This window comes from Mesorhizobium shangrilense (assembly GCF_028826155.1).
Lineage (GTDB): Bacteria > Pseudomonadota > Alphaproteobacteria > Rhizobiales > Rhizobiaceae > Arvimicrobium > Arvimicrobium flavum.
On sequence record NZ_JAQGPN010000004.1, the window covers coordinates 1 to 18,676 of the forward strand.

General features: G+C 64.4%; 21 protein-coding genes. 11 read left to right on the forward strand and 10 right to left on the reverse strand.

The features are described from left to right. From PD284_RS25480 to PD284_RS25490, 3 genes are read left to right on the forward strand one after another with little or no spacing between them, the layout of a single operon-like run. Nucleotides 1-756, forward strand: coding sequence for an iron ABC transporter ATP-binding protein (locus tag PD284_RS25480; protein ID WP_274631150.1), 756 nt, complete (start codon nucleotides 1-3; stop codon nucleotides 754-756). Nucleotides 757-800: 44 nt separating this feature from the next. Continuing rightward, nucleotides 801-1,097, forward strand: a complete 297-nt coding sequence (locus tag PD284_RS25485) for a DUF2218 domain-containing protein (RefSeq protein ID WP_274631151.1) — start codon at nucleotides 801-803, stop codon at nucleotides 1,095-1,097. A 44-nt stretch (nucleotides 1,098-1,141) separates the two neighbouring features. Next, entirely contained in the window at nucleotides 1,142-1,498 is a 357-nt protein-coding gene (locus PD284_RS25490; RefSeq protein WP_274631152.1) for a hypothetical protein, read from the forward strand. Here PD284_RS25490 and repC read toward each other — a convergent pair. The 4 genes from repC to PD284_RS26985 all read right to left on the reverse strand — a co-directional run bounded on the left by repC (nucleotide 1,449) and on the right by PD284_RS26985 (nucleotide 6,023). After that, nucleotides 1,449-2,678 carry a plasmid replication protein RepC gene (gene repC, locus PD284_RS25495; RefSeq protein WP_274631153.1) on the reverse strand — a complete coding sequence of 410 codons (1,230 nt, stop codon included), beginning with the start codon at nucleotides 2,676-2,678 and terminating at the stop codon, nucleotides 1,449-1,451. The genes PD284_RS25490 and repC overlap by 50 nt on opposite strands. Before the next feature lie 156 nt (nucleotides 2,679-2,834). Beyond that, a complete protein-coding gene (gene repB / locus PD284_RS25500; RefSeq protein WP_274631154.1) occupies nucleotides 2,835-3,860 on the reverse strand; it encodes a plasmid partitioning protein RepB in 1,026 nt (341 codons plus the stop codon). Beyond that, nucleotides 3,857-5,038 carry a plasmid partitioning protein RepA gene (gene repA / locus PD284_RS25505; RefSeq protein WP_274631155.1) on the reverse strand — a complete coding sequence of 394 codons (1,182 nt, stop codon included), beginning with the start codon at nucleotides 5,036-5,038 and terminating at the stop codon, nucleotides 3,857-3,859. Before repA ends, repB begins: the two co-directional genes overlap by 4 nt. A 478-nt stretch (nucleotides 5,039-5,516) precedes the next feature. Then, nucleotides 5,517-6,023 carry a hypothetical protein gene (locus tag PD284_RS26985; RefSeq protein WP_411956296.1) on the reverse strand — a complete coding sequence of 169 codons (507 nt, stop codon included), beginning with the start codon at nucleotides 6,021-6,023 and terminating at the stop codon, nucleotides 5,517-5,519. A gap of 870 nt (nucleotides 6,024-6,893) precedes the next feature. Between PD284_RS26985 and PD284_RS25515 the strand changes: the two genes are divergently transcribed. Together PD284_RS25515 and PD284_RS25520 are read left to right on the forward strand one after the other, a co-directional pair. Continuing rightward, a complete protein-coding gene (locus PD284_RS25515) occupies nucleotides 6,894-7,172 on the forward strand; it encodes a type II toxin-antitoxin system TacA family antitoxin (protein ID WP_274631297.1) in 279 nt (92 codons plus the stop codon). Next, on the forward strand, nucleotides 7,169-7,696 hold the full coding sequence (locus PD284_RS25520; RefSeq protein ID WP_274631156.1) for a GNAT family N-acetyltransferase: 528 nt from the start codon (nucleotides 7,169-7,171) through the stop codon (nucleotides 7,694-7,696). Before PD284_RS25515 ends, PD284_RS25520 begins: the two co-directional genes overlap by 4 nt. 625 nt (nucleotides 7,697-8,321) lie before the next feature. Here PD284_RS25520 and bktB read toward each other — a convergent pair. From bktB to PD284_RS25540, 4 genes are all read right to left on the reverse strand, one after another. Continuing rightward, nucleotides 8,322-9,503: a beta-ketothiolase BktB gene (gene bktB, locus PD284_RS25525; RefSeq protein ID WP_274631157.1), complete on the reverse strand. Its 1,182-nt coding sequence runs from the start codon at nucleotides 9,501-9,503 to the stop codon at nucleotides 8,322-8,324. 22 nt (nucleotides 9,504-9,525) lie between these two features. After that, nucleotides 9,526-9,849 carry a zinc-binding dehydrogenase gene (locus PD284_RS25530; RefSeq protein ID WP_274631158.1) on the reverse strand — a complete coding sequence of 108 codons (324 nt, stop codon included), beginning with the start codon at nucleotides 9,847-9,849 and terminating at the stop codon, nucleotides 9,526-9,528. Continuing rightward, nucleotides 9,741-10,475, reverse strand: coding sequence for an alcohol dehydrogenase catalytic domain-containing protein (locus PD284_RS25535; protein ID WP_274631159.1), 735 nt, complete (start codon nucleotides 10,473-10,475; stop codon nucleotides 9,741-9,743). The genes PD284_RS25530 and PD284_RS25535 overlap by 109 nt, the downstream gene beginning before the upstream one ends. Before the next feature lie 110 nt (nucleotides 10,476-10,585). Beyond that, nucleotides 10,586-11,401: an enoyl-CoA hydratase/isomerase family protein gene (locus PD284_RS25540; RefSeq protein ID WP_274631160.1), complete on the reverse strand. Its 816-nt coding sequence runs from the start codon at nucleotides 11,399-11,401 to the stop codon at nucleotides 10,586-10,588. A gap of 484 nt (nucleotides 11,402-11,885) precedes the next feature. On the opposite strand from PD284_RS25540, the gene PD284_RS25545 reads away from it, so the two are divergent. From PD284_RS25545 to PD284_RS25570, 6 genes are read left to right on the forward strand one after another with little or no spacing between them, the layout of a single operon-like run. Continuing rightward, nucleotides 11,886-13,049 carry an acyl-CoA dehydrogenase family protein gene (locus tag PD284_RS25545; RefSeq protein WP_274631161.1) on the forward strand — a complete coding sequence of 388 codons (1,164 nt, stop codon included), beginning with the start codon at nucleotides 11,886-11,888 and terminating at the stop codon, nucleotides 13,047-13,049. 7 nt (nucleotides 13,050-13,056) lie between these two features. Continuing rightward, nucleotides 13,057-14,010 (forward strand): thiamine pyrophosphate-dependent dehydrogenase E1 component subunit alpha, encoded by a 954-nt coding sequence (locus PD284_RS25550; RefSeq protein WP_274631162.1) that lies wholly within the window; start codon nucleotides 13,057-13,059, stop codon nucleotides 14,008-14,010. Between the two features lie 37 nt (nucleotides 14,011-14,047). Next, nucleotides 14,048-15,022, forward strand: a complete 975-nt coding sequence (locus PD284_RS25555; RefSeq protein WP_274631163.1) for an alpha-ketoacid dehydrogenase subunit beta — start codon at nucleotides 14,048-14,050, stop codon at nucleotides 15,020-15,022. Between the two features lie 10 nt (nucleotides 15,023-15,032). Beyond that, on the forward strand, nucleotides 15,033-16,271 hold the full coding sequence (locus PD284_RS25560) for a dihydrolipoamide acetyltransferase family protein (RefSeq protein WP_274631164.1): 1,239 nt from the start codon (nucleotides 15,033-15,035) through the stop codon (nucleotides 16,269-16,271). Continuing rightward, the gene (locus PD284_RS25565; RefSeq protein ID WP_274631165.1) at nucleotides 16,268-16,681 is read left to right on the forward strand and encodes a MaoC family dehydratase; all 414 of its coding nucleotides are present in this window, start codon (nucleotides 16,268-16,270) and stop codon (nucleotides 16,679-16,681) included. Before PD284_RS25560 ends, PD284_RS25565 begins: the two co-directional genes overlap by 4 nt. Nucleotides 16,682-16,688: 7 nt before the next feature. After that, complete coding sequence (locus tag PD284_RS25570; protein WP_274631166.1) at nucleotides 16,689-17,090, forward strand: MaoC family dehydratase; 402 nt, start codon at nucleotides 16,689-16,691, stop codon at nucleotides 17,088-17,090. Nucleotides 17,091-17,287: 197 nt separating this feature from the next. Here PD284_RS25570 and PD284_RS25575 read toward each other — a convergent pair whose 3' ends face one another. Both PD284_RS25575 and PD284_RS25580 read right to left on the reverse strand, forming a co-directional pair. Continuing rightward, nucleotides 17,288-18,085, reverse strand: coding sequence for an enoyl-CoA hydratase-related protein (locus PD284_RS25575; protein WP_274631167.1), 798 nt, complete (start codon nucleotides 18,083-18,085; stop codon nucleotides 17,288-17,290). Then, nucleotides 18,082-18,675, reverse strand: coding sequence for a 2-hydroxychromene-2-carboxylate isomerase (locus PD284_RS25580; RefSeq protein WP_274631168.1), 594 nt, complete (start codon nucleotides 18,673-18,675; stop codon nucleotides 18,082-18,084). Before PD284_RS25580 ends, PD284_RS25575 begins: the two co-directional genes overlap by 4 nt. Nucleotide 18,676: the final 1 nt, after the last annotated feature.

An 18,676-nucleotide genomic window follows, 5' to 3' on the forward strand; every position in this document is an offset into this window, starting at 1 on the left:
ATGATCGAGGTGAAGCAGGTCTCGAAGTCCTATGGCGACGCGCTGGTGGTCGACGGGGTGACGCTCAGCCTGCCCAAGGGCGGCGTCACCTCCATCATCGGGCCGAACGGGGCCGGGAAATCGACGCTGCTGTCGATGATGAGCCGCCTGCTGCCGATGTCGGAGGGGGAAATTCTTGTCGACGGGCTGGATGTCAGCCGCGAGAAAGGCGACGTGCTCGCGCGCCGGCTCTCCATCCTGCGCCAGGACAACCACCTGACGTCTCGCCTGACCGTGCGCGACATCGTCGCCTTCGGCCGCTATCCCTATTCGAAGGACCGCCCCACGCCCGAAGACAGGGCGCATGTCGAGCGGGCGCTGGATTTTCTCGACCTCGCGCCGCTGGCGGATCGGTTCCTCGACGAACTGTCGGGCGGCCAGCGCCAGCGCGCCTTTGTGGCCATGGTGCTTTGCCAGGACACCGACTACGCGCTCTTCGACGAGCCTCTCAACAATCTGGACATGCGCCACGCGGCCACCATGATGCGCATTCTTCGACAGGCTGCGGACCATTTCGGCAAAACGATCGTGCTGGTGCTGCACGACATCAACTTCGCCTCCTGCTACTCCGACCACATCATCGCGATGAAGGATGGGAAGGTCGCCTTCCAGGGCAAAGCCAACGAGGTTATGCGCGAGGACGTTCTCGGCAAGATCTTCGGCACCGCGATCACCATCCACGAGATCTGCGGCCGTCGCATTGGCGTTTTCTATTAAGTGACGGTCGCCGTGACTGCGTGAACATTGGAAAGGACCATTCGATGATCGAAACTAAGGCGAATGTCGCGACAGCCAGCGGCGTGAAGTACGTCCAGCAGCTCTGCAAGCATTTTGGCCACAAGATCCCCACGACCTTCGCCGACGGCCACGGCGAGTGCCAGTTCGACGTCGGCAGGGCCGTCATGGACGCCGACGACAAGGGCATGACCATCAGGGTGAGCGCGGCCGATGCTCCCGGCAACCAGAGGCTTCAGCACGTGATCGAGAGCCATCTGGAGCGGTTCGCATTCAGGGAGAACCTGTTGCCTCTGATCTGGACCCCGCTCGACAACTCTTGAGGCCCTATGGCGGAGCCACGGCAGGGCGACGGACGACAACTTACATGACACGTCGCCTTCTGCTGCGTCAGCAGTCAGAACTCGTTGCGGTTGAAGGGATCTATGCCCCCGTTCGGCAGTCGGAAGACGCTGACCTTCGCGCCGCCCTGCGTTGCCATCCCATGGTCTCGCCCTGGATCATCGATGCGCCGATGAACAGGGCGGGTTTCGAAACCTATGTCGAAACCCATCTGGCGCCGGAACTGCGGCCCGGCGATGTCGTCCTCCGCGGCAACGTCGCCGTCCACAAAGCCGGCGGGCCGCTGCACTTTGCCCGGGAGATCACGGTGTTCGCGCAAGCCTGCCCCCGGCTCACCCGGTTCTCGGCAGGGCTTTGTCCCTGGCGCGCAGCAACGCCATGAGGACGGGCCCGATGGAAAACTGCCCTGCCCTCGCCTTGTGGGTCAGGCTGCGCAGATAGCCGCCGGCGCTGGAGATGGCGTCGGCCCGCTGCAGAATGGCGGCGACGACGATGGCGGCGTCGGCCGGCCCGATGACCTCGCAGGCCTGGCGCCACGCATCGGGACTGATGCCGAGCGCGGCGCGGGCAAGATCCGCGGTTGCCACCAGCCCCGCCCAGTCCGAAATGCCGTTTCGGGCGTAGTCGACGATGTCCGGGCAGGCGCGCAGCACAAGGCTTAGCGGGTAGGCTGACGTTTGGCGGTCCTGCGGCTGTTGCGGCAAGCGCTCCGCCTGTTCGGTTGGCGGCGTGGCTGCCCCCTGCTCCTTTCCGGAGCGAGGTTCAGATTCAAGATTAAGGTCTGGGTTTGAATTCTGTTTGTGGCGCTCAGTCTGAGACTCATTGGCGCTCGTATTCTTGGAATTAACGTGTCTTTCCAGAATGTTGCGGATTTCATCGGCGAGCTGGGCAAAGGCCTCCGCGAGCGGCTCGAGCTGGGCCGCCGTGGCCGTCCGCGGAATCCGGGCAGCGAGAATGCGGTAACGCTCGCGATAGGCCTGCCAGTCGCCGCGCATGCCTTCGTCCTGGCCGAGCTCGATCATCTTGCAGATGTCGCGGCGGCAGATGGTGAGCCGTTCGCGCAGCAGATGGAGGGCGCGCCGCTCGGCCCGCACGGCGTCGGCCAGCCGCTCGAATTCGGCCGCTCGGGCGACGAGCGGGGTCAGGTCGAAGCCGAACGCCTGCTCGATCGCACCGCCCTGCCCCTTGCGGGCGAAGCGCTTGCCGTTTGGACTGTCGCGCCGCACGATCAGGCCACACTCCACGAGCACGGCGAGATGGCGTCTGAGGGTCGCCGGGGCCATGCCGTGGGCGCGCAGCGACAGCTGGGCGTTGGACGGGAACACCAGGGCCCCCTCCCCCGAGAGTTCGGTGTCGGGATGGAAGGAGATCAGCGCCGACAGCACCGCTAGGGCGCGTTCGGTGGCGCCGAGCATGCTCCTGGCCTCGCAGACGGCGCGAAACACGCGCCATTTGTCGACCACGGCGTCTGGCGGACAGGCTTTTGCGGTGCGCTGGCCGTTCACGGCGGCAAGCGACAGCGGCCTCGGCCCGAAGGGCGAAGCTGGGGTATGCGTTTGCATGGTCTTTCACCTTGTCTAAGGCAAAAGAAACCTGCCCGTCAAAACGACGTCCAACTGCTTGACAGTGATTCGTGGAAATGCGATTCTCTTAGTTGCTAAGCTTCGAGAAGGGCTTCCGTGACGGCGACGTTTTCGGGGGCCTTTTTCTTTTGCTGGTCAGTCTCCTGTTGCGGCGTTCGGATCGGACGATCTGAAATCGCGATAAAGACGATCGAGATTGTCCGAAATCCATGTTCCGAATGGCGCGGCTGCAGCGTCGCTGAGAGCCAGCACATAGTCGTTTCCGCGACGATTGGCGGTGACGCGAACGCTGTTGTCCTTGGCGACCCATGGCCGCGGCGCAATGCTATCGTGCTGTGCGTGGGCGGACCCAATGCTGTCGCGTGGTGCGAGCGCCGCAAACAGCCGGTTGAAGCGCGCGTCCGACTCCGCCTGCTCAAAGCGTGGCAAAGTGGTGAGTTCGCTAGTCAGCCGGAGCGCGTCCGGTTCCTTGATCCTCTCGGCGAATTCGGTCCAGCGGCCACGGCCGATGCCCGGCGCGCGGCCGATCTGAAGGAGCAGGTCACGCGGAATGGCCGCAGCGATCTTGATCATTTCGGAAACGTGCGATTTGCTCGTCGACAGCGCCGAACAGATGGTGGCTCTCTTGTGGCCGGCCTGCTCGAGCGCCAGCGCAAAGGCACATTTTTCGATGAAGGAGAGGTCTTCGCGGTTGGCGTTTTCCTCGCCCTGGAAGATGACCGCCTCTTCCTCGGTGAGCTCGCGAACCACCGCCTTGAACTTGATGCCGAGCTTTTGGGCCGCGGCGAGCCGGCGGCGGCCGAACACGATCTGAAAACGACCGTCCTGTCCGGGTATCGGGCGGACAAGACCGGCGGAAATTTGGCCACGCTCCCGGATGGAGTCGACGATCTCGGCGACTGCCTGATCGTTATAGGCTCCATCCAACCGGTCGGCGATGGAGGAAGGCACGATGGCGGTTGGGTCGAGTTCGACGATCTGCTCGCCGTCGCGCAGCAGGCGATCGACCAACTGGCTGCGCTCGTTGAGCTCCCGCACGCCGGCCGCAACCTTGAGCAAGTGCGGCGACGCTGAACGCTCTCTGAGTGGGACTGGGGATGTCTCAGTCCCAAGCTCGCCGAGAACGGCGGTGAACATGTTTCTGGAGTCTTTTCGGCTCATTTCTGCCTCCCCCACGCGGACCAGAGAAGGGCTTCGATTTCTGCGTTGGCGGCGTTGATGGATTCCATCGCCCGGTCGTAGGTCTTCGGCGCCGAGAAACGCGAGCGCTGCACCTCATAGAGGCTTTGCTTCCAGGTAAGCGCATCGGCCACGGCAGTGGACTTGATCACCGGATTGAGCAGAAGGTCCTCGCCGAAAACGTGGCGCATCAGCGCCTGCATGTTGGCCTGCGGATGGTCGTTAGGTTCGAACTTCGTGATCAGGAACTTGGCGAAATCCCATTTGGTTGATGCGCCTGCCTCGTCAAGCACCTGCATATACGAGGCGGCGAGTTCCAGGAACTTGCCGGTTGAGTCGACGTCGAGCATATGCGCGGGGACGGGGATGAGCACGCCGGTGGCGGCCGTGAGTGAGGAGAGAGTGAGGAAGTTCAGCGACGGGGCGCAGTCGAGCAGCACAACGTCGTAGTTGCCGACGATCTGGTCGAGCGCCTGTGCGACACGTAGCAGGAAGCCGGTTCCGCCGGAGCTGCGCATCTGCAGGGCGACGGCGGTTTCAAATTCGGTGAGGTCGAGGCCCGCGCAGATGATATCGAAGCCGGGGACATGGGTCGATCGCACGACACTGTCGGCCGGAACGGGATCTTCGAAACGGATCGCCGAGTAAAGTGTCTCGCCGTCGCGATAATCGAAACCCGGCAACGTGCCTTGCAGGCTGGTCAGCGATGCCTGCGGGTCGAGGTCAACAGCAAGCACGCGATAGCCCTTGAGCGCGAGATAGTGCCCCAGATGGATCGTGGTCGACGTCTTGCTGGATCCGCCCTTGAAGTTGCTGATGGCAATGACCTGGCAGTCTTCGCCATTCTGGCGACGGGGGTTCATCCACTTCTTGCGGCCGTTTTCGGCAAGCCGCAGTCGCAGGTCATGGACCTGGTCGAGACTGTAGAGCCGGCGGCCATTGGACGTGATTTCGGGATCAGGCCCCTGCCCTTTCAGGGCGACCTGGCGGATATAGGCTTCCGAGACATCGAGAAGCTCGCCGACTTCGGGCGATGCAAACTTGCGCATTGTCCGACCGCCCTCCGGCGGGAACTGCTTCATGCTGAGATTGTCGAGTGCGGTTTCGAGCTTCGTTGCAAAGGACTGCATGAAGTCGAGACTGCTGAGATGGCTGTTCATGCGACTCGTTTCGCGTTGCGGATCAGCGAACAGTGCGGAGCGAATGGTTAACAAGTTCCTAAGCGGGCACTAACTACGCATGGCCCGCGAGTTTGCGGAAAATGGCGTAGGTAGAAACTGTCCGATTCGGAGCCGTATGGCAATTTTGCTGGGGCATGGTGAGCGTGAAAGTTCCCAGCTGGGAACTTTCGACGTCAGTGTAGCTGCAACGAGGCGTCGCCCAGGACGACGCAGGTTCGCGTGCGCAGACTATCGGCGATGCAGGATGGCTTCGAAGGCCGGTACGATCGGCGGCGCGTTGAGTTCCCAGCTGGGAACCTGAAGCACCAGCTTCGAGCAGAGGAGCCACGGTTAATTCAACCCCTACCCCTTCAGCTCGCGCTCGCGCCGCCGCCGGAGCGCACAAAAGCGCCGCGCAGGCGGCCCAGTTGTTAGTTTCGGTTATGCAGTTGAAGGCAGATCCCGCCTTAGCCGTGGCCTAGATGTTAAACTGGACGTTGCGCCCGGTCCCGCGCCGGCGCAGTGCCGGGCGCGGGACCACGGCCTTGTCGGACTTGGTACTCGCTTCGCGGCTGCGGAAGTTAGCGCTTTCAGCGACGATGCGGACCTCTTGGGGCACCGGCGCCGCGTGATCCCGCGCTTGCCTGGACTTGAAGGCGTGGGCGCGCCACCGGGTCTTTCCCTCGAGCTCGAGCAAAATACCCTTGTCGAGGGTCACGATCCAGTCCGGCCGTCCTCGGTCTGATCCGCGCGGCAGTCGAGCGCGACCATCTCCGCACGGCGCAAGCCGCCAGCCGAGGAGCAGCATGGCACGATCGTGCAGGCCGTCCAGCGACCCGCGGTCAAGCGTTCGAGCAGGGGTTGGCCGGCTCACAGCCCCCTTCTGCTCCGGCAGCCGCGCGTGGGTGTTGCGGATGCCGACCATCACGGTGGCGATGTGGCGGTCCTTGCGGATCGAGCGGCGTGCCGCGTGGGGTAGTTCCATTGAGCGCCGGGAGGCGGCGCTCAATGGTCGCGACGCTGCTTTTCTTGCCGGCCGTGCCGGAGGCGAGCGCGGGGATGTAGAGACCGACGGCCTGCGGATCGGCCGTCAGCGCGTCAATGCCCTGGCGGCGGCATCAGGCTGACAATTTGCGCCAATCGGCAGCGTAGCCGCGGCGGTTGCTGGCCGCACTTACCTCTTCAACGTGGTCGCGGGCGCGATCGGCGGGGCGTCCACGATGCGGGAAGGGAGGGGACCGCATCGACGCAGTCGACGACCTCGGGCAGTTCGTCCGATGTCGTGTCGCGCGCCACAACGACTGCCGTAGGCGAAGCCGTCTGGCGCTGCGGATCGTCGATCATAGGTCGGCTTTTCTGATTTGGGCGGCGAGGGCGAGAACGACGACGGTTGACGGCCGCTACCTTGCGTTCATTTTCGTCCCGCGTGATTTTTGAGACCTTGGACGAGGTGATCCTTTGGGTGTGAGCATGGCGATGCGTTGCGCCTGGGGACGACGTGCCGTTTGAGGACGATTCGGGAATGCCAGTATCGGAAGGAGCTTTAGCTTGAGACGCTGATCTTTCCCGCGGCCCGGCATTTCCGGTGTTACGGTGGCCCTCGAAATACCGGCGCTGGGGTGCACGGCGGGTAGCCTCGGTATATTCGTTCCCGTCGTCGAGCGCGCTGCGCGTTTTGTCCGTGGGAATGCCTTGCTGGCCAGATAGCCGGTAGCTAGCAGATACCTGGGAACTGCTCGATAGACAGGGGGTGGGTGGCTGGCAGGCATCAGGCCATTTGTACGCCTTGAAACCACACGCATTTGACGGACGGGACGCAACTGAGCTATACTGGAAGGAACTGAAGGAGATTTTCATGCCCCGTGTGGCGGTCGAAGCGAACGAACGGATGCATCTGCGCGTCCCTGCGCCGGACAAGGCGAAGCTGCTGCGGGCGGCAGCGCTGATGCATGCGGATCTGACTGATTTTGTGACGCGGGCGGCGCTGCGCGAAGCGGACGCCGTCATCAAGCAAGCCGAGACCATTCAGGTCTCGGAGCGCGATTTCACACGGATCATGGAATTGCTCGACAATCCACCGCCGCCAAACGAGAAGCTGCGGGCGGCGATCGCAGCGTTGCCGCGTGATCGATGAGTCTGCCTGCATGGCATGAAGAGGCGATCGCGAAGGCACACGATCGCAGCGGCTTCGATTGCGGCGACGCTGACATGAACGAATTTCTGGTGCGTTTCGCGCGCCAAAGTCATGAGCAGAACGCCACTAAGACCTACTGCGCGATCGAAACCGCCAATCCGGGCCGGATCCTCGGTTTCTATTCGATCACGCCTTCGGCGGTCGAGTATGCAGTCGTTCCGGCGCAGATGACAAAGGGACTGGCCCGCCATGACGTGTCCGGTTTTCTGCTGGCGCGGATCGCCACCGACATCCGCGTTGCGGGGCAGGGACTTGGCGGACAGCTACTGGTGGCCGCAGCCCGGCGCTGTTTGCGGCTGGTGGCCGAAGGCGGCGGTGTCTTGCTCATCATCGACGCCAAGAGCGCGCGGGCGGCCGACTGGTACGCGTCTTATGGGGCGGAGCCATTGCAGGGGCAGCCGTTGAGATTGGTGATTCATCTGAAGACGTTCGCAGCTGATTTGAGGGCCACCGGGCATCTTTGAATACCCCACTAGAAACGACCGATAAGCCGGCATTATCAAACATTATTGTCATGCGACGGGTGCGGCGGTATTCGAGCGGCAGAATTGCCAAAAGCGCCGCCGTCGGTCATCCTGCGGGACGAGTCTGGGTCCCCTTTACGCGCCAGCTTGCCGGCTCGACCACGGCTATCACATTGGTCGCGGTGCCGAGCCGGTTGCAACGTTCTCGACATTCAAACCTGTACTGCGCAAGGTATTGAAGACGTTGCAATCACAGCCGGCGCCGTCATCGGCCTGCTCAATACAGCGATACGCCGGCGGGAGCGATGGCCGAGCCGGTTCTGAAGGATCTCGGACGCCCTCGCGACGTGGATGCGGTCCGCGAACTCGAGGAATTTCAACCTTGCCGTGCCAACGCCAGGACGGTCGGAGTGCTGACCGGCGTGTTGAACGCAGTCGAGTGCCAGGGCGTTGGGGAGTCCTCGGATACTGGTTCGCAGAGGCTCTGCCGCTGGCCGCGCGATATGGATACCGGGCGCCGAAGTGGCCTTGCGTCTAAGTTCCGATCGTTCACGCCGATCGGCAACTGGCCCTGCGGCTGTGGGCTTTGAATCGGACCCTGGCCCGGCTAAACATTGCTTCCCGTTCAGGCGCGTTCGATCGCAAGCGCGATGCCCTGGCCGCCGCCGATGCACATGGTAACGAGGCCAAGCCGACCGCCCGTCCGCATCAAATGATAGACGGCCTTGATCGCAAGAATGGCTCCGGTGGCGCCCACGGGATGCCCGAGCGCGATGGCACCACCGTCTGGATTGACCAGCTCCGGATCGAGCTCGAGCTCGCGATTGACAGCGATCGCCTGCGCAGCAAACGCCTCGTTGGATTCGATCACATCGAAGTCTGATGGCTTCAGGCCGGTGCGTTCAAGCAGGGAGCGGACCGCGGGAACCGGCCCGATACCCATGATGGAAGGCTCCACACCCGCATGGGCGTAGCCGACGATCCGTGCGAGCGGCTCCGTCCGGCTGCGCCTCACGTGGTCTTCCGACGCGAGAGCCACCGCGGCGGCGCCATCATTGATTCCCGAGGCGTTGCCGGCCGTCACCGTACCGTCCTTCTTGAAGGTCGGTCGCAATTTGCCAAGGCCTTCGAGCGTCGTGTCGAGCTTGGGATGCTCGTCCGTATCAAAGGCGGCCACCGTGCGCCCGGCCTTAACCTCGATCGGCAGGATCTGGCTCCCGAAGTGGCCGGCCGCGATGGCGATCGCCGCCCGCCGCTGGCTCTCGGCGGCGAAAGCGTCCTGGTCCTGTCGCGAAATCGAGTACCTGGCCGCCACGTTCTCGGCAGTCATGCCCATGATGCCGTTGCCAAACGGATCGGTCAGAACACCGCTCAGCCCGTCCAACATGGCGGCGTCGCCCATTTTCTGGCCGAATCGTCCGGTCTGGAGATAGTGCGGCGCGCGGCTCATGACTTCCGCGCCACCCGCGAGCGCCACCTCAGTGTCTCCGAGCATGATCGATTGTGCTGCCGACACGATCGCCTGGGCACCGCTGCCACACAGCCGGTTGAGGGTCATTGCCGGCGTCTCCTTGGAAATCCCAGCGTCGATCGCCGCGACGCGTGCCAGATAGGCGTCGCGGGGGCCGGTCGGGATCACGTTTCCAAAGACGACATGACCGACCTCCGCGCCCTCGATGCCGCCGCGGCGGATCGCCTCGGCGGCCACCAGAGCACCGAGTTCAGCCGGTTCTTTTTGAGCGAGGGCGCCGCCGAAAGCGCCGATGGCGGTGCGCGCGCCTGACAGAATGTAGACCGGCTGGGTCATCTTCGTTTGGCTCCGTCTTGCGTCAGTGCAGAGTTGGGTCGAGCATCAGCTTGCCGAAGACCTTGCGTTCCCGCAGCAGCTGCTGGGCGTCCGCCAGCTCGGTCAGGGCAAAGGTCTGCTGGATCACCTGGCGCAAACGGCCCTGTTGCGCCATCTGCATCACCTCCAGGAAATCCCGCCGCGTTCCACCGAAGGATCCGATGACCGTTTGCTCCTTCACGAACAGGTGCCACAGATTCATGTCGACGGTGAAGCCGGAATGGCCGCCGCATGTAACCAGCCGGCCGCCGCGCGCCAACGCCTTGAGGCTGCCCGCCCAGGTCGACTGGCCAACATGCTCGAACACGATATCGACGCCACGCCTCCGGTGAAATCGCGCACCTTGTCCGGCCAGGATGGATCGCCGTGATCAACCGCGAACGACGCACCCAGTTCCAGCGCGCGCTGCATCTTGTCCCGGCTGCCGGCGGTCGCGATTACGCGTGCGCCTGCAGCGGCTGCTATTTGCATGCCCAGCACGCCGATGCCTGATCCTGCCGCGATCACCAGCACATCGTCGCCGAGGCTGACATTGGCGCGGTCTCGCAGCATGTGCCACGCGGTCGGACCGGTGACTGCCATGGCGGCGGCGGCCGCGTAGTCCAGCTCGTCGGGAAGTGCCAGCAACTGTCGTGCAGGCGCGGCAACGTATTCGGCATAGCCGCCAGGTGTCTGTACGCCGAACACCCGGCTGTGGCGGCACATGTTGGTCTGCCCACTGACGCAGGAGGAGCAATGCCTGCAGGCGATGATCGGATCGACAACCACGCGCGCACCGATCCGCCAATCGGCGACGCCGTCGCCCAGGGCAACGATGTTGCCGGCAACCTCGGTGCCCGAGATGTGCGGCAGCGGCACTTCCTTTGGCGTCTGGCCGTCCCGCGTCAGCAGGTCGATCTGGTTCAGGCCGCAGGCCCGGACGGCCAACAGCACTTCGCCTTCGCCAGGCGAAGGGATCGGCACATCCGCGTCGACACGGAGCTCGGCTTGGCCGCCGGTCCCCTCGTGGAGCCGTGCGGCGCGCATCCTGCCAGATACGAAGTTCATACCCGTCCCTCTCGCAACTGACGGAGATAGCTCGCCTTCTTCTGCTGGAACTCCCCGGACTGGAAATTCAGGCCGTTGGCCACCGCTTCGAGGCCGAGCTGGCTGCGCAACTCGCTGCGCTCACCGTTGCGCAGGATGAGCTTCATCATGCGCAGCGCGTCCGAGCCCATGCCGTCGATCTGGGCGGCGATGGCTTGCATCCGCGCAGCCAGGGCGTCGGCGTCGTCCACCAGTTCGTTGACCAGCCCCCAGCCGAGGGCGGTTTCGGCGTCGACCCTCTGTCCGAGGACGGCCATCTGCATGGTGCGCGAGGGACCAACTAGCCGCTGCGCGAGCCAGCTCAAGCCGAAATCCTGGATCACGTCGAGCATCAGCGGCACCATCCAGAACCGGGCGGAGCGGACGCTGACGCGCATGTCGCAGGACATCGCAAGGCCCAGCCCGCCACCGCCACAGGCATGGCCGTTGATCGCGGCGATCGTGATGATCTCCTGTTCGAACAGTGCCGTAATGACCTGGTGCTGCCAGTTGAGCAGTCTCGTTCCCGAGAAGACCGAGGCGTCTTCGACATGCTCCATGAAGAATGGCGTGTCGAGGTCGACGCCAGCCGAGAAGAGGCGCCCCGACCCGACGAGCAGGAGCGCGTTCAGTCCCTTGTGGAGGCGCACCCGGTGCAATGCGTCGAGCAGTTCTTTGAGCATCTGCGGATTGAGTGCATTGAGCTTGTCGGGCCGCTGCAGGACGAGGCGCGCGATGCGCCCTTCCACAGACAGGGCAATGGTGCTGTAGGTCGGCAGTTCGGCGCCGGTCATCGTCTTCTCCTATGCTCTCAGTCCGCGCGACAGGTGGCCGGCGCAAAGGATGCCGGAACGGTCCCGGTCCGTTGGGGACGCAGGGTCATGCTTCGCAGGCCTGGTGCGGACCCGTGCCGCAGGCCAGATGCCGACGAGCATCGTGCCTGCCGTGCGGCACCGGCCGGCCGCCATAGCACTCCATGCCAGCGTCGGCCGCGCAAGGTGCATCCCGCGATGCTGTCGAGAGTTCCAGATATCTGAAGAGTCCCGTGGCTGCCTTGACCGGCGCGGGCAGGCCCGACTAGCGATATCAGCAGGTACGGACTGCTAGAACGACCCTGCAAGGCGATGCGGGACGGGATTGCGGCATCGTCCGCCGGCCCGCGAACGGCCCTGCGGCCATCTCATAAGGCCTCGGCTAGCAGTGTCACCAGATGGCGTCGAAGCGCGATGGTCATGTCGTCCGGCGGCGCCGATCGCGGCGGTTTTTGGGGGAGCGCAAATGGATTTTGATTTCACCGACGATCAGAACGCGCTTCGCGAACTCGTGTCCAAATTCGTCGAACGCGAGATGCCGAAGGAAGCTGTCGCGGCCTGGGATCATGATTGCGAATTCCCGCATGCATTGCTCGACAAGATGGCCGAGGTCGGCCTCATGGGCGCGTCCATCCCGACCGAATATGGCGGCAGCGGCGGCGGCGTGATGGAGGAGACCATCGTGCTGGAGGGATTGGCCCGCCATTCCTCGACGGTGGCTCTCGCCTACGGCCTCGATGTCTCGTTCGGGGCTGTCACGATCGAGCGCCACGGCACCGAACAACAGCGCCGGGAGTTCCTGCCGAAGATCGCCAGCGGCGAGCTGCATTTCGCCTTGTCGCTGACAGAGCCTGACGGGGGCACCGACATTCTCGGCGCCATGAAGACGGTGGCGGTCGAAGACGGCGACGACTACGTCATCAACGGCGCCAAGGTCTTTACCACCGGCATCAACATTGCGTCCTGGCTGTTCGTCGTGGCGCGCACTTCGCGAGACCCGGACAAGCCCTCGCGCGGCCTCACCGTGTTCATGGTCCACAAGGACACGCCGGGCATTTCCTGGAGCAAGATCGAGAAGCTCGGCTCGCGCTTCCTGCATTCCTATGAGGTCGTCTATCGCAACGTGCGCGTTCCGAAGTCGGCGATCATCGGCCAGGAGGGGCGCGGCTGGCACGCCATCCTCGACACGCTCAACAACGAGCGCATCTTCATTGCGGCGACCTGCGTCGGCCTCGGCCAGGGGGCGCTCGACGACGCGGTGCGCTATGCCCAGGAGCGCACGGCTTTCGGCAAGCAGATCGGCCAGTTTCAGGCAGTGCAGCATCCGCTGGCGGACAGCCTGACCGAGATCGAGATGGCGCGGCTGATGACCTACAAGGCTGCATGGATGCAGGACCGGGGACAGGATTGCTCGCTGCCGGCGTCGATGGCGAAGTATTACGCCTCAGAGGCCGCCTTCCGCACCACAGACCGCGGCATGCGCGTGCTCGCCGGCTACGGCTTCACGATGGAATACCACATGCAGCGCTACTATCGCGACATCCGCCAACTGATCTTCGCGCCGATCACCAACGAGATGAGCCGGAACTTCATCGCACAGGTGGGCTGCGGCCTGCCGCGTTCCTACTGAGGTTCCGATGACACAGGATCCCTTGGAGATCTACCGGCGGCTGCTTCTGATCCGAGAATGCGAGGCGCAACTCAACGATGCCTTCGCGAAGAACCGCTTTCCCGGCTACCTGCACTCCTATCTCGGTCAGGAAGCCTGCGCCGTCGGCGTCTGCGACGGCCTGACGGACAGCGATGTCATCGTTTCGAACCATCGTGGGCGCGGCCACTACCTGGCCAAGGGCATGGCCGTGAAGCCGATGATGGCCGAGATGTTCGGCAAGGCGAGCGGAGTGTGCGGCGGACGCGGCGGAGAGATGCACGCTGCGGATCCGTCGATCGGGGTACTGGGCGGCAACGGCATCGTCGGCGGTGGCCTGCCGATCGCGGCCGGCGCCGCCCTGTCGGCCCAGATGGACGGCAGGGGAGCAGTGGCCGTCGCCTTCTTCGGCGAAGGAGCGAGCAACAACGGTTCGTTCGGCGAGACCATGAACGTGGCCGCTGCCTGGAAGCTGCCGCTCTTCCTCGTCTGCGAGAACAACCTTTACGCCGAGATGACGCCGTTCGACCAGACGGTCGCCCAGCCCGACATTGCGCTGCGCGCCGCCGGCTACGGCATGCCGGGCGAGGTGGTCGACGGCAACGACGTGTTCGCGGTGCGCGAGGCAGCCGCGCGTGCGATCGCGCGCGCGCGCAGCGGCGAAGGTCCGACGCTTCTGGAGCTCAAGACCTATCGCTGGGGCGGTCATTTCGAGGGTGATCCGCGCAAATACCGGACACGCGAGGAAGAAGACGAGTGGAAGGCGCGCTGCCCCGTAGCCCGGGTGCGCAAAATTCTGATCGACGAGCGCGGCATCGAGGCGGCGCAATTGACGGCTCTCGAGACGCAGGTCGCGAGCGAGATCGCCGAGGCGATCGTCTTCGCGATAGACAGTCCGCTGCCCGAGCCGGAAACGGCGCTTTCAAAGGTATATGCGGCCTGAGTTCTGGCCGGTTGACGCGCCTCGCTGGGGAGACACCATGGCAAACAAGACCTTTTGCTGGGCTATCATCGACGCCATGCGCGAGGAGATGGAGCGTGACGACAGCGTTATCCTGATCGGCGAAGATGTGGCCGCGGCCGGCGGGTCGTTCGGCGCAACGCGCGGCCTGTTCGACAAGTTTGGACCGGCGCGCGTGCGCGACACGCCGATCAGCGAGGAGATCATCGTCGGCCTCGGCGTCGGCGCGGCGATGACGGGCCGACGCCCGATCGTCGAGATCATGTTCATCGACTTCCTCGGGCTCTGCCTCGACCAGATCGCCAACCAGGCGGCCAAGACGCACTACATCTATGATGGCCTCTTCAAGATGCCGCTTGTGATCCGCACCAGTACGGCGGTCGAGATGGGTATCGGGCCGCATCACTCCCAGTCATGGGAGGCGATCGTCAGCCATATCCCCGGCCTCAAGGTGGTAATGCCCTCCACCCCGCGGGATGCGAAGGGGCTGCTGAAGGCGGCTATCCGCGACAACAATCCGGTGGTCTTCATCGAACACATCGCGCTGCACCGCGTGAAGGAAGAGATCGAGGACGACGAGTTCCTGATCCCGCTCGGCAAGGCGGACGTGAAGCGCGAGGGCCGCGATGTCACCGTGGTGGCTACCGGGCTGATGGTGGCGCGCGCGCTGGCGGCGGCGGAAGTCCTTTCGAAGGAAGGCGTCGAGATCGAGGTCATCGACCCGCGGACGATCAGCCCGCTGGATATCGACACGATCGTGGAATCGGTGCGCAAGACAAACCGGGCGCTGGTCGTCACCTCGTCGCTCAAGCAGTTCGGTCTCGGCTCCGAAGTTTCGGCCGAGATTACCGAGCGCGCGTTCTTCGACCTCGACCAGCCGGTGAAGCGCCTGTCGCCGCCCTTCACGCCGGTGCCATTCGGCCGTCAGTTCGACGAATACCTTAATCCCAACGCCGATTCGATCGTTTCGGCGGTGCGCGAATTGATGGCCTAGGGAGGCGACGATGGCCCATCTGGTCGCGATACCGAAACTCGGTCTGACGATGACCGACTGCACGCTCGTCGACTGGGCGAAGCAGGACGGCGACAGGGTCGAGCAGGGCGAGACCCTCTACGCGGTCGAAACCGACAAGATCACCTCGGACATCGAGGCGGACGATTCCGGGTACCTGCGCCGATTTGCCGAAGTCGACACGATGCACGAAGTCGGTGCGGTGGTCGGCGGCCTCTTTGCCACACGTGAAGAGGCGCTCGCGGCGAGCGGTCCGGGCGCGAAAGCGCCTCCGGGTCCACGGGACGAGCCGGCAGAGCCCGCCGCCGCAAGCGCCTCGATGCCCACGCCGCCACCCGGCAAGGCCGGCCGCGTCCGGGTTTCGCCGCTGGCGCGGCGGATCGCCAGCGCCGCCGGCATCGACCCCGCCAGTCTCGAGGGCAGCGGAGCCCACGGAGCAGTGCTGCGCCGCGACGTGGACACAGAGATCGCCCGCCGCGAATCTTCCGCCCGCGCAACGGCACAGCCGGCTGCCGCATCAGCGCAGCCCGCCGCCGCCGACACGCGACGCGCCCTTGCGGGCATGCGCAAGGCAATCGCCCAGAAAATGGTGCAGAGCCTGACGTCGACGGCGCAGATGACCGGCTTCGCGCGCGTCGACATGGCCGAGGCGGTGCGCCTGCGCCAGGCCTGCATCGCTGCCGAGGCGGATCTCGGCGTTCGCGTGAGCTACACCGATATCGTGCTCAAGGCCTGTGCCCAGGCGCTGGCCTCGATGCCGCAGATCAACGCCTCGATCATTGGCGATGAGATCATCACTTGGGCCGACGTCAATGTCGGCCTCGCCGTCGCACTCGACGACGGGCTGATCGTGCCCGTCATCCGCAATGCGGATCGCAAGTCGATCGCCGAGATCGCCGCGGAGCGCATTGATCTCGCAGCCCGCGCACGGAGCGGGCGGTTGTCGCGGGAGGACCTCGATGGAGGCACGTTCAGCCTGTCGAATTTCGGCTCTTATGGCGGTGACTTCGAGACCCCTATCCTCAACGCCCCGCAATCTGCGCTGCTTGGAATCGGTGCGATCGAAGATGAGCCCGTCGTGCGGGACGGCCAGATCGTGATCCGGCCGATGATGATGCTGAGCCTGACGTTCGACCATCGGCTGATCGACGGCGCGGTGGCGGGCCGCTTCCGTGGCCGGGTCAGGGAAATTCTCGAGAATCCCTATTCGATGATGGCGACGCTGCGATGACCAATCCGCTGACGACGTTCGAGGGCGCGACGATTGGATCTCCTGTCTGCCAGGGGCGCATCGCCGTCACGCAGCAGGACATCGACCGCTTCTGCGCTCTTCTGGGTTATGACGACGCTGCCTATCGCGCTGACGCGCCGGGCGGGGCCGTCGCGCCGACCTCGATGTGCCTGACCTACGGCCTGCGCCTGGGCTGGGAGGAGGATGTCTTTCCGCCCGGCGCCATCCGGATGGGTGACGAGAACACCTACGGCGTCCCGGCTCGCCCGGGCGATACGCTCACCACGGCCTTGACGATTGTCGACCGATTCGAGCGCAAGGGACGCAGGTTCCTCAAATACGAGATGACGACCGTCAACCAGCGGGAAGAGGCGGTCTGCACGGTCGCCTTCACCGCCATCGTCCCGTGAGATCAAGATGAGCACCAAGGACAGGCCGCTTCCGGCAGTGCCGGCCGGTACCGAAATCACCATCACGCAGGCGATGATCGATGAATACGCCCGCATCTCGGGCGATTTCAATCCGCTCCACGTCGACATGGTGATGGCGGCGAGGACCCCGTTCGGCGGGACGATCGCACATGGCTGCATACCCATGGAACCGATCTTCAAGGCGGTGCAGGCGATGATCGGCAAACCCGTCATGCCTGCCGGAAGCACCATGTCGCTGCGTTATCTTCAGCCGTCCCGGCCCGGCGACAGGATCCACCTGCAATTGCAGGCGAGCGATGTCGACGGTGGGAAGGCAAGGTTCGCATTCGCCTGCGTCAACCAGCGCGGCGACAAGGTGATAGAGGGCCGCTGCAGCTTCTGCGAGTAGAACGCGCGGCCGACGAGCGCGCCATCGGTCGGTGATTGTTCAGGGTGTGTAGCAGGTCGACGCGAACCTCATCGTCATGCAGATGCGCGACCAGCCGCCAAAGCAAACTGCGCAATTTCGGAACCGCGCATCTTGCTTTAGATAATTGTTTTCGCATCGCTTTCGCCGAAAACCGGGTTCCACTTTTCGGCGATGCTTTAGGAAGTCGGCGGATTGCTCTTTCGCCGATCGGTGCTCCTGGCGAAGAAATCGGCCACGCGGCCAAGCACTGCCGGAGACCGGCCGGCCGCGCCTTGTAGGTCGCGTTCCAGCCTGAGTTGCCCCTCAAGGCCGCCGTCGGCGGCGCCGGTGACGAGCCGCTTCGTGGCGGCAACCGCGGCAGCTTCCTGGCTGGCCAGCCGCCGGCAAATGTCGAGCGCTGCTCCGTCCAACGCCTCGTCCTCGACGACCTGCCAGACAAGTCCCCACGCCAGCGCGCGCTGGGCGTCAATGCGATCTCCCAGAAGCATCATGCCCGAGGCACGGACATGGCCGAGGATGCGCGTCAGGAACTGCGTGTTGCCGGCGTCAGGCACAAGTGCGATGCCGACGAAGGGCTCGTAGAAATAGGCGGATGCCGAACACAGGACGATGTCGGCCGCCAGCGCGACCCCAACTGCGGCGCCGGCGCAAGGTCCGTTGACCGCAGCGACGATGGGCAGGCGGCTCGACCGCATGGCCGACACGAGTGGATTGAAATGGCGTTCGAGTACGTCATCGAGCGCCGGAGTCTCGCCGGGCCGGATCGAAGTGAGGTCGTAGCCCGCGCCAAAGGCGCGCCCTTCGCCGGTGAGGAGGACGGCACGAATGTCCACGTCGCGCTCGGCGTCGCGAAGGGCCGCGAGCAGTTCGTCTGCGGTCTGATTGCGATACGCGTTGAGGCGTTCGGCTCGCGCGACTGTGATGCGCGCGACACCGTCGCGTGCTTCATAGCGGATGTCGCTGAAATCCATCATTGCCCCTCCCGGGCGAGGCGCCAGCGGAGCTGCGAAAGCCGGTCCGCCCCGAAGAAGCCCTCGCCGTCGACCGAAAAGAACGGCGAGCCGACGACGCCGTCCGCGATCGCTTCCTCGACGGCCCGCTCGAGCCTCGCCCGCGCTGCCGCTCCCTTCATGCCCTCCACGGCCTGGCTTTCATCCATCCCCAGGTCGCCGGCAATGCGGATCAGCACGTCCTCCCTGGAAATGTCCTCCTGTTCGAGGAAGAATGCCCGAAACAGCCTCTCGGCCAACGCCCGGTCGCGCGCGCCTTCGACGCTGTAATAGAGCCTGGCCGCCAGATGGGAGGACAGCGGCAGCTTGACCGGATGAACATAGGGTACCCTCATGAAGGCGGCGGAGCGCTTCATGTCATTGATGAGATAGGTCCGCTTGGCGGGCGAATCCATCGGCGGGAAGATGCCGTGCGCCTTGAGGATCGCCCACATCAGCACGGGTCTCCATTCGACGGCACGGCCGATCTCCCTGCCGATCGCCTCGACTTCCTGGATCGAGAAGTAGGCGTAGGGCGATGCGAAGTCGAAATAGAAGCGGATCGGTGCGGCCATG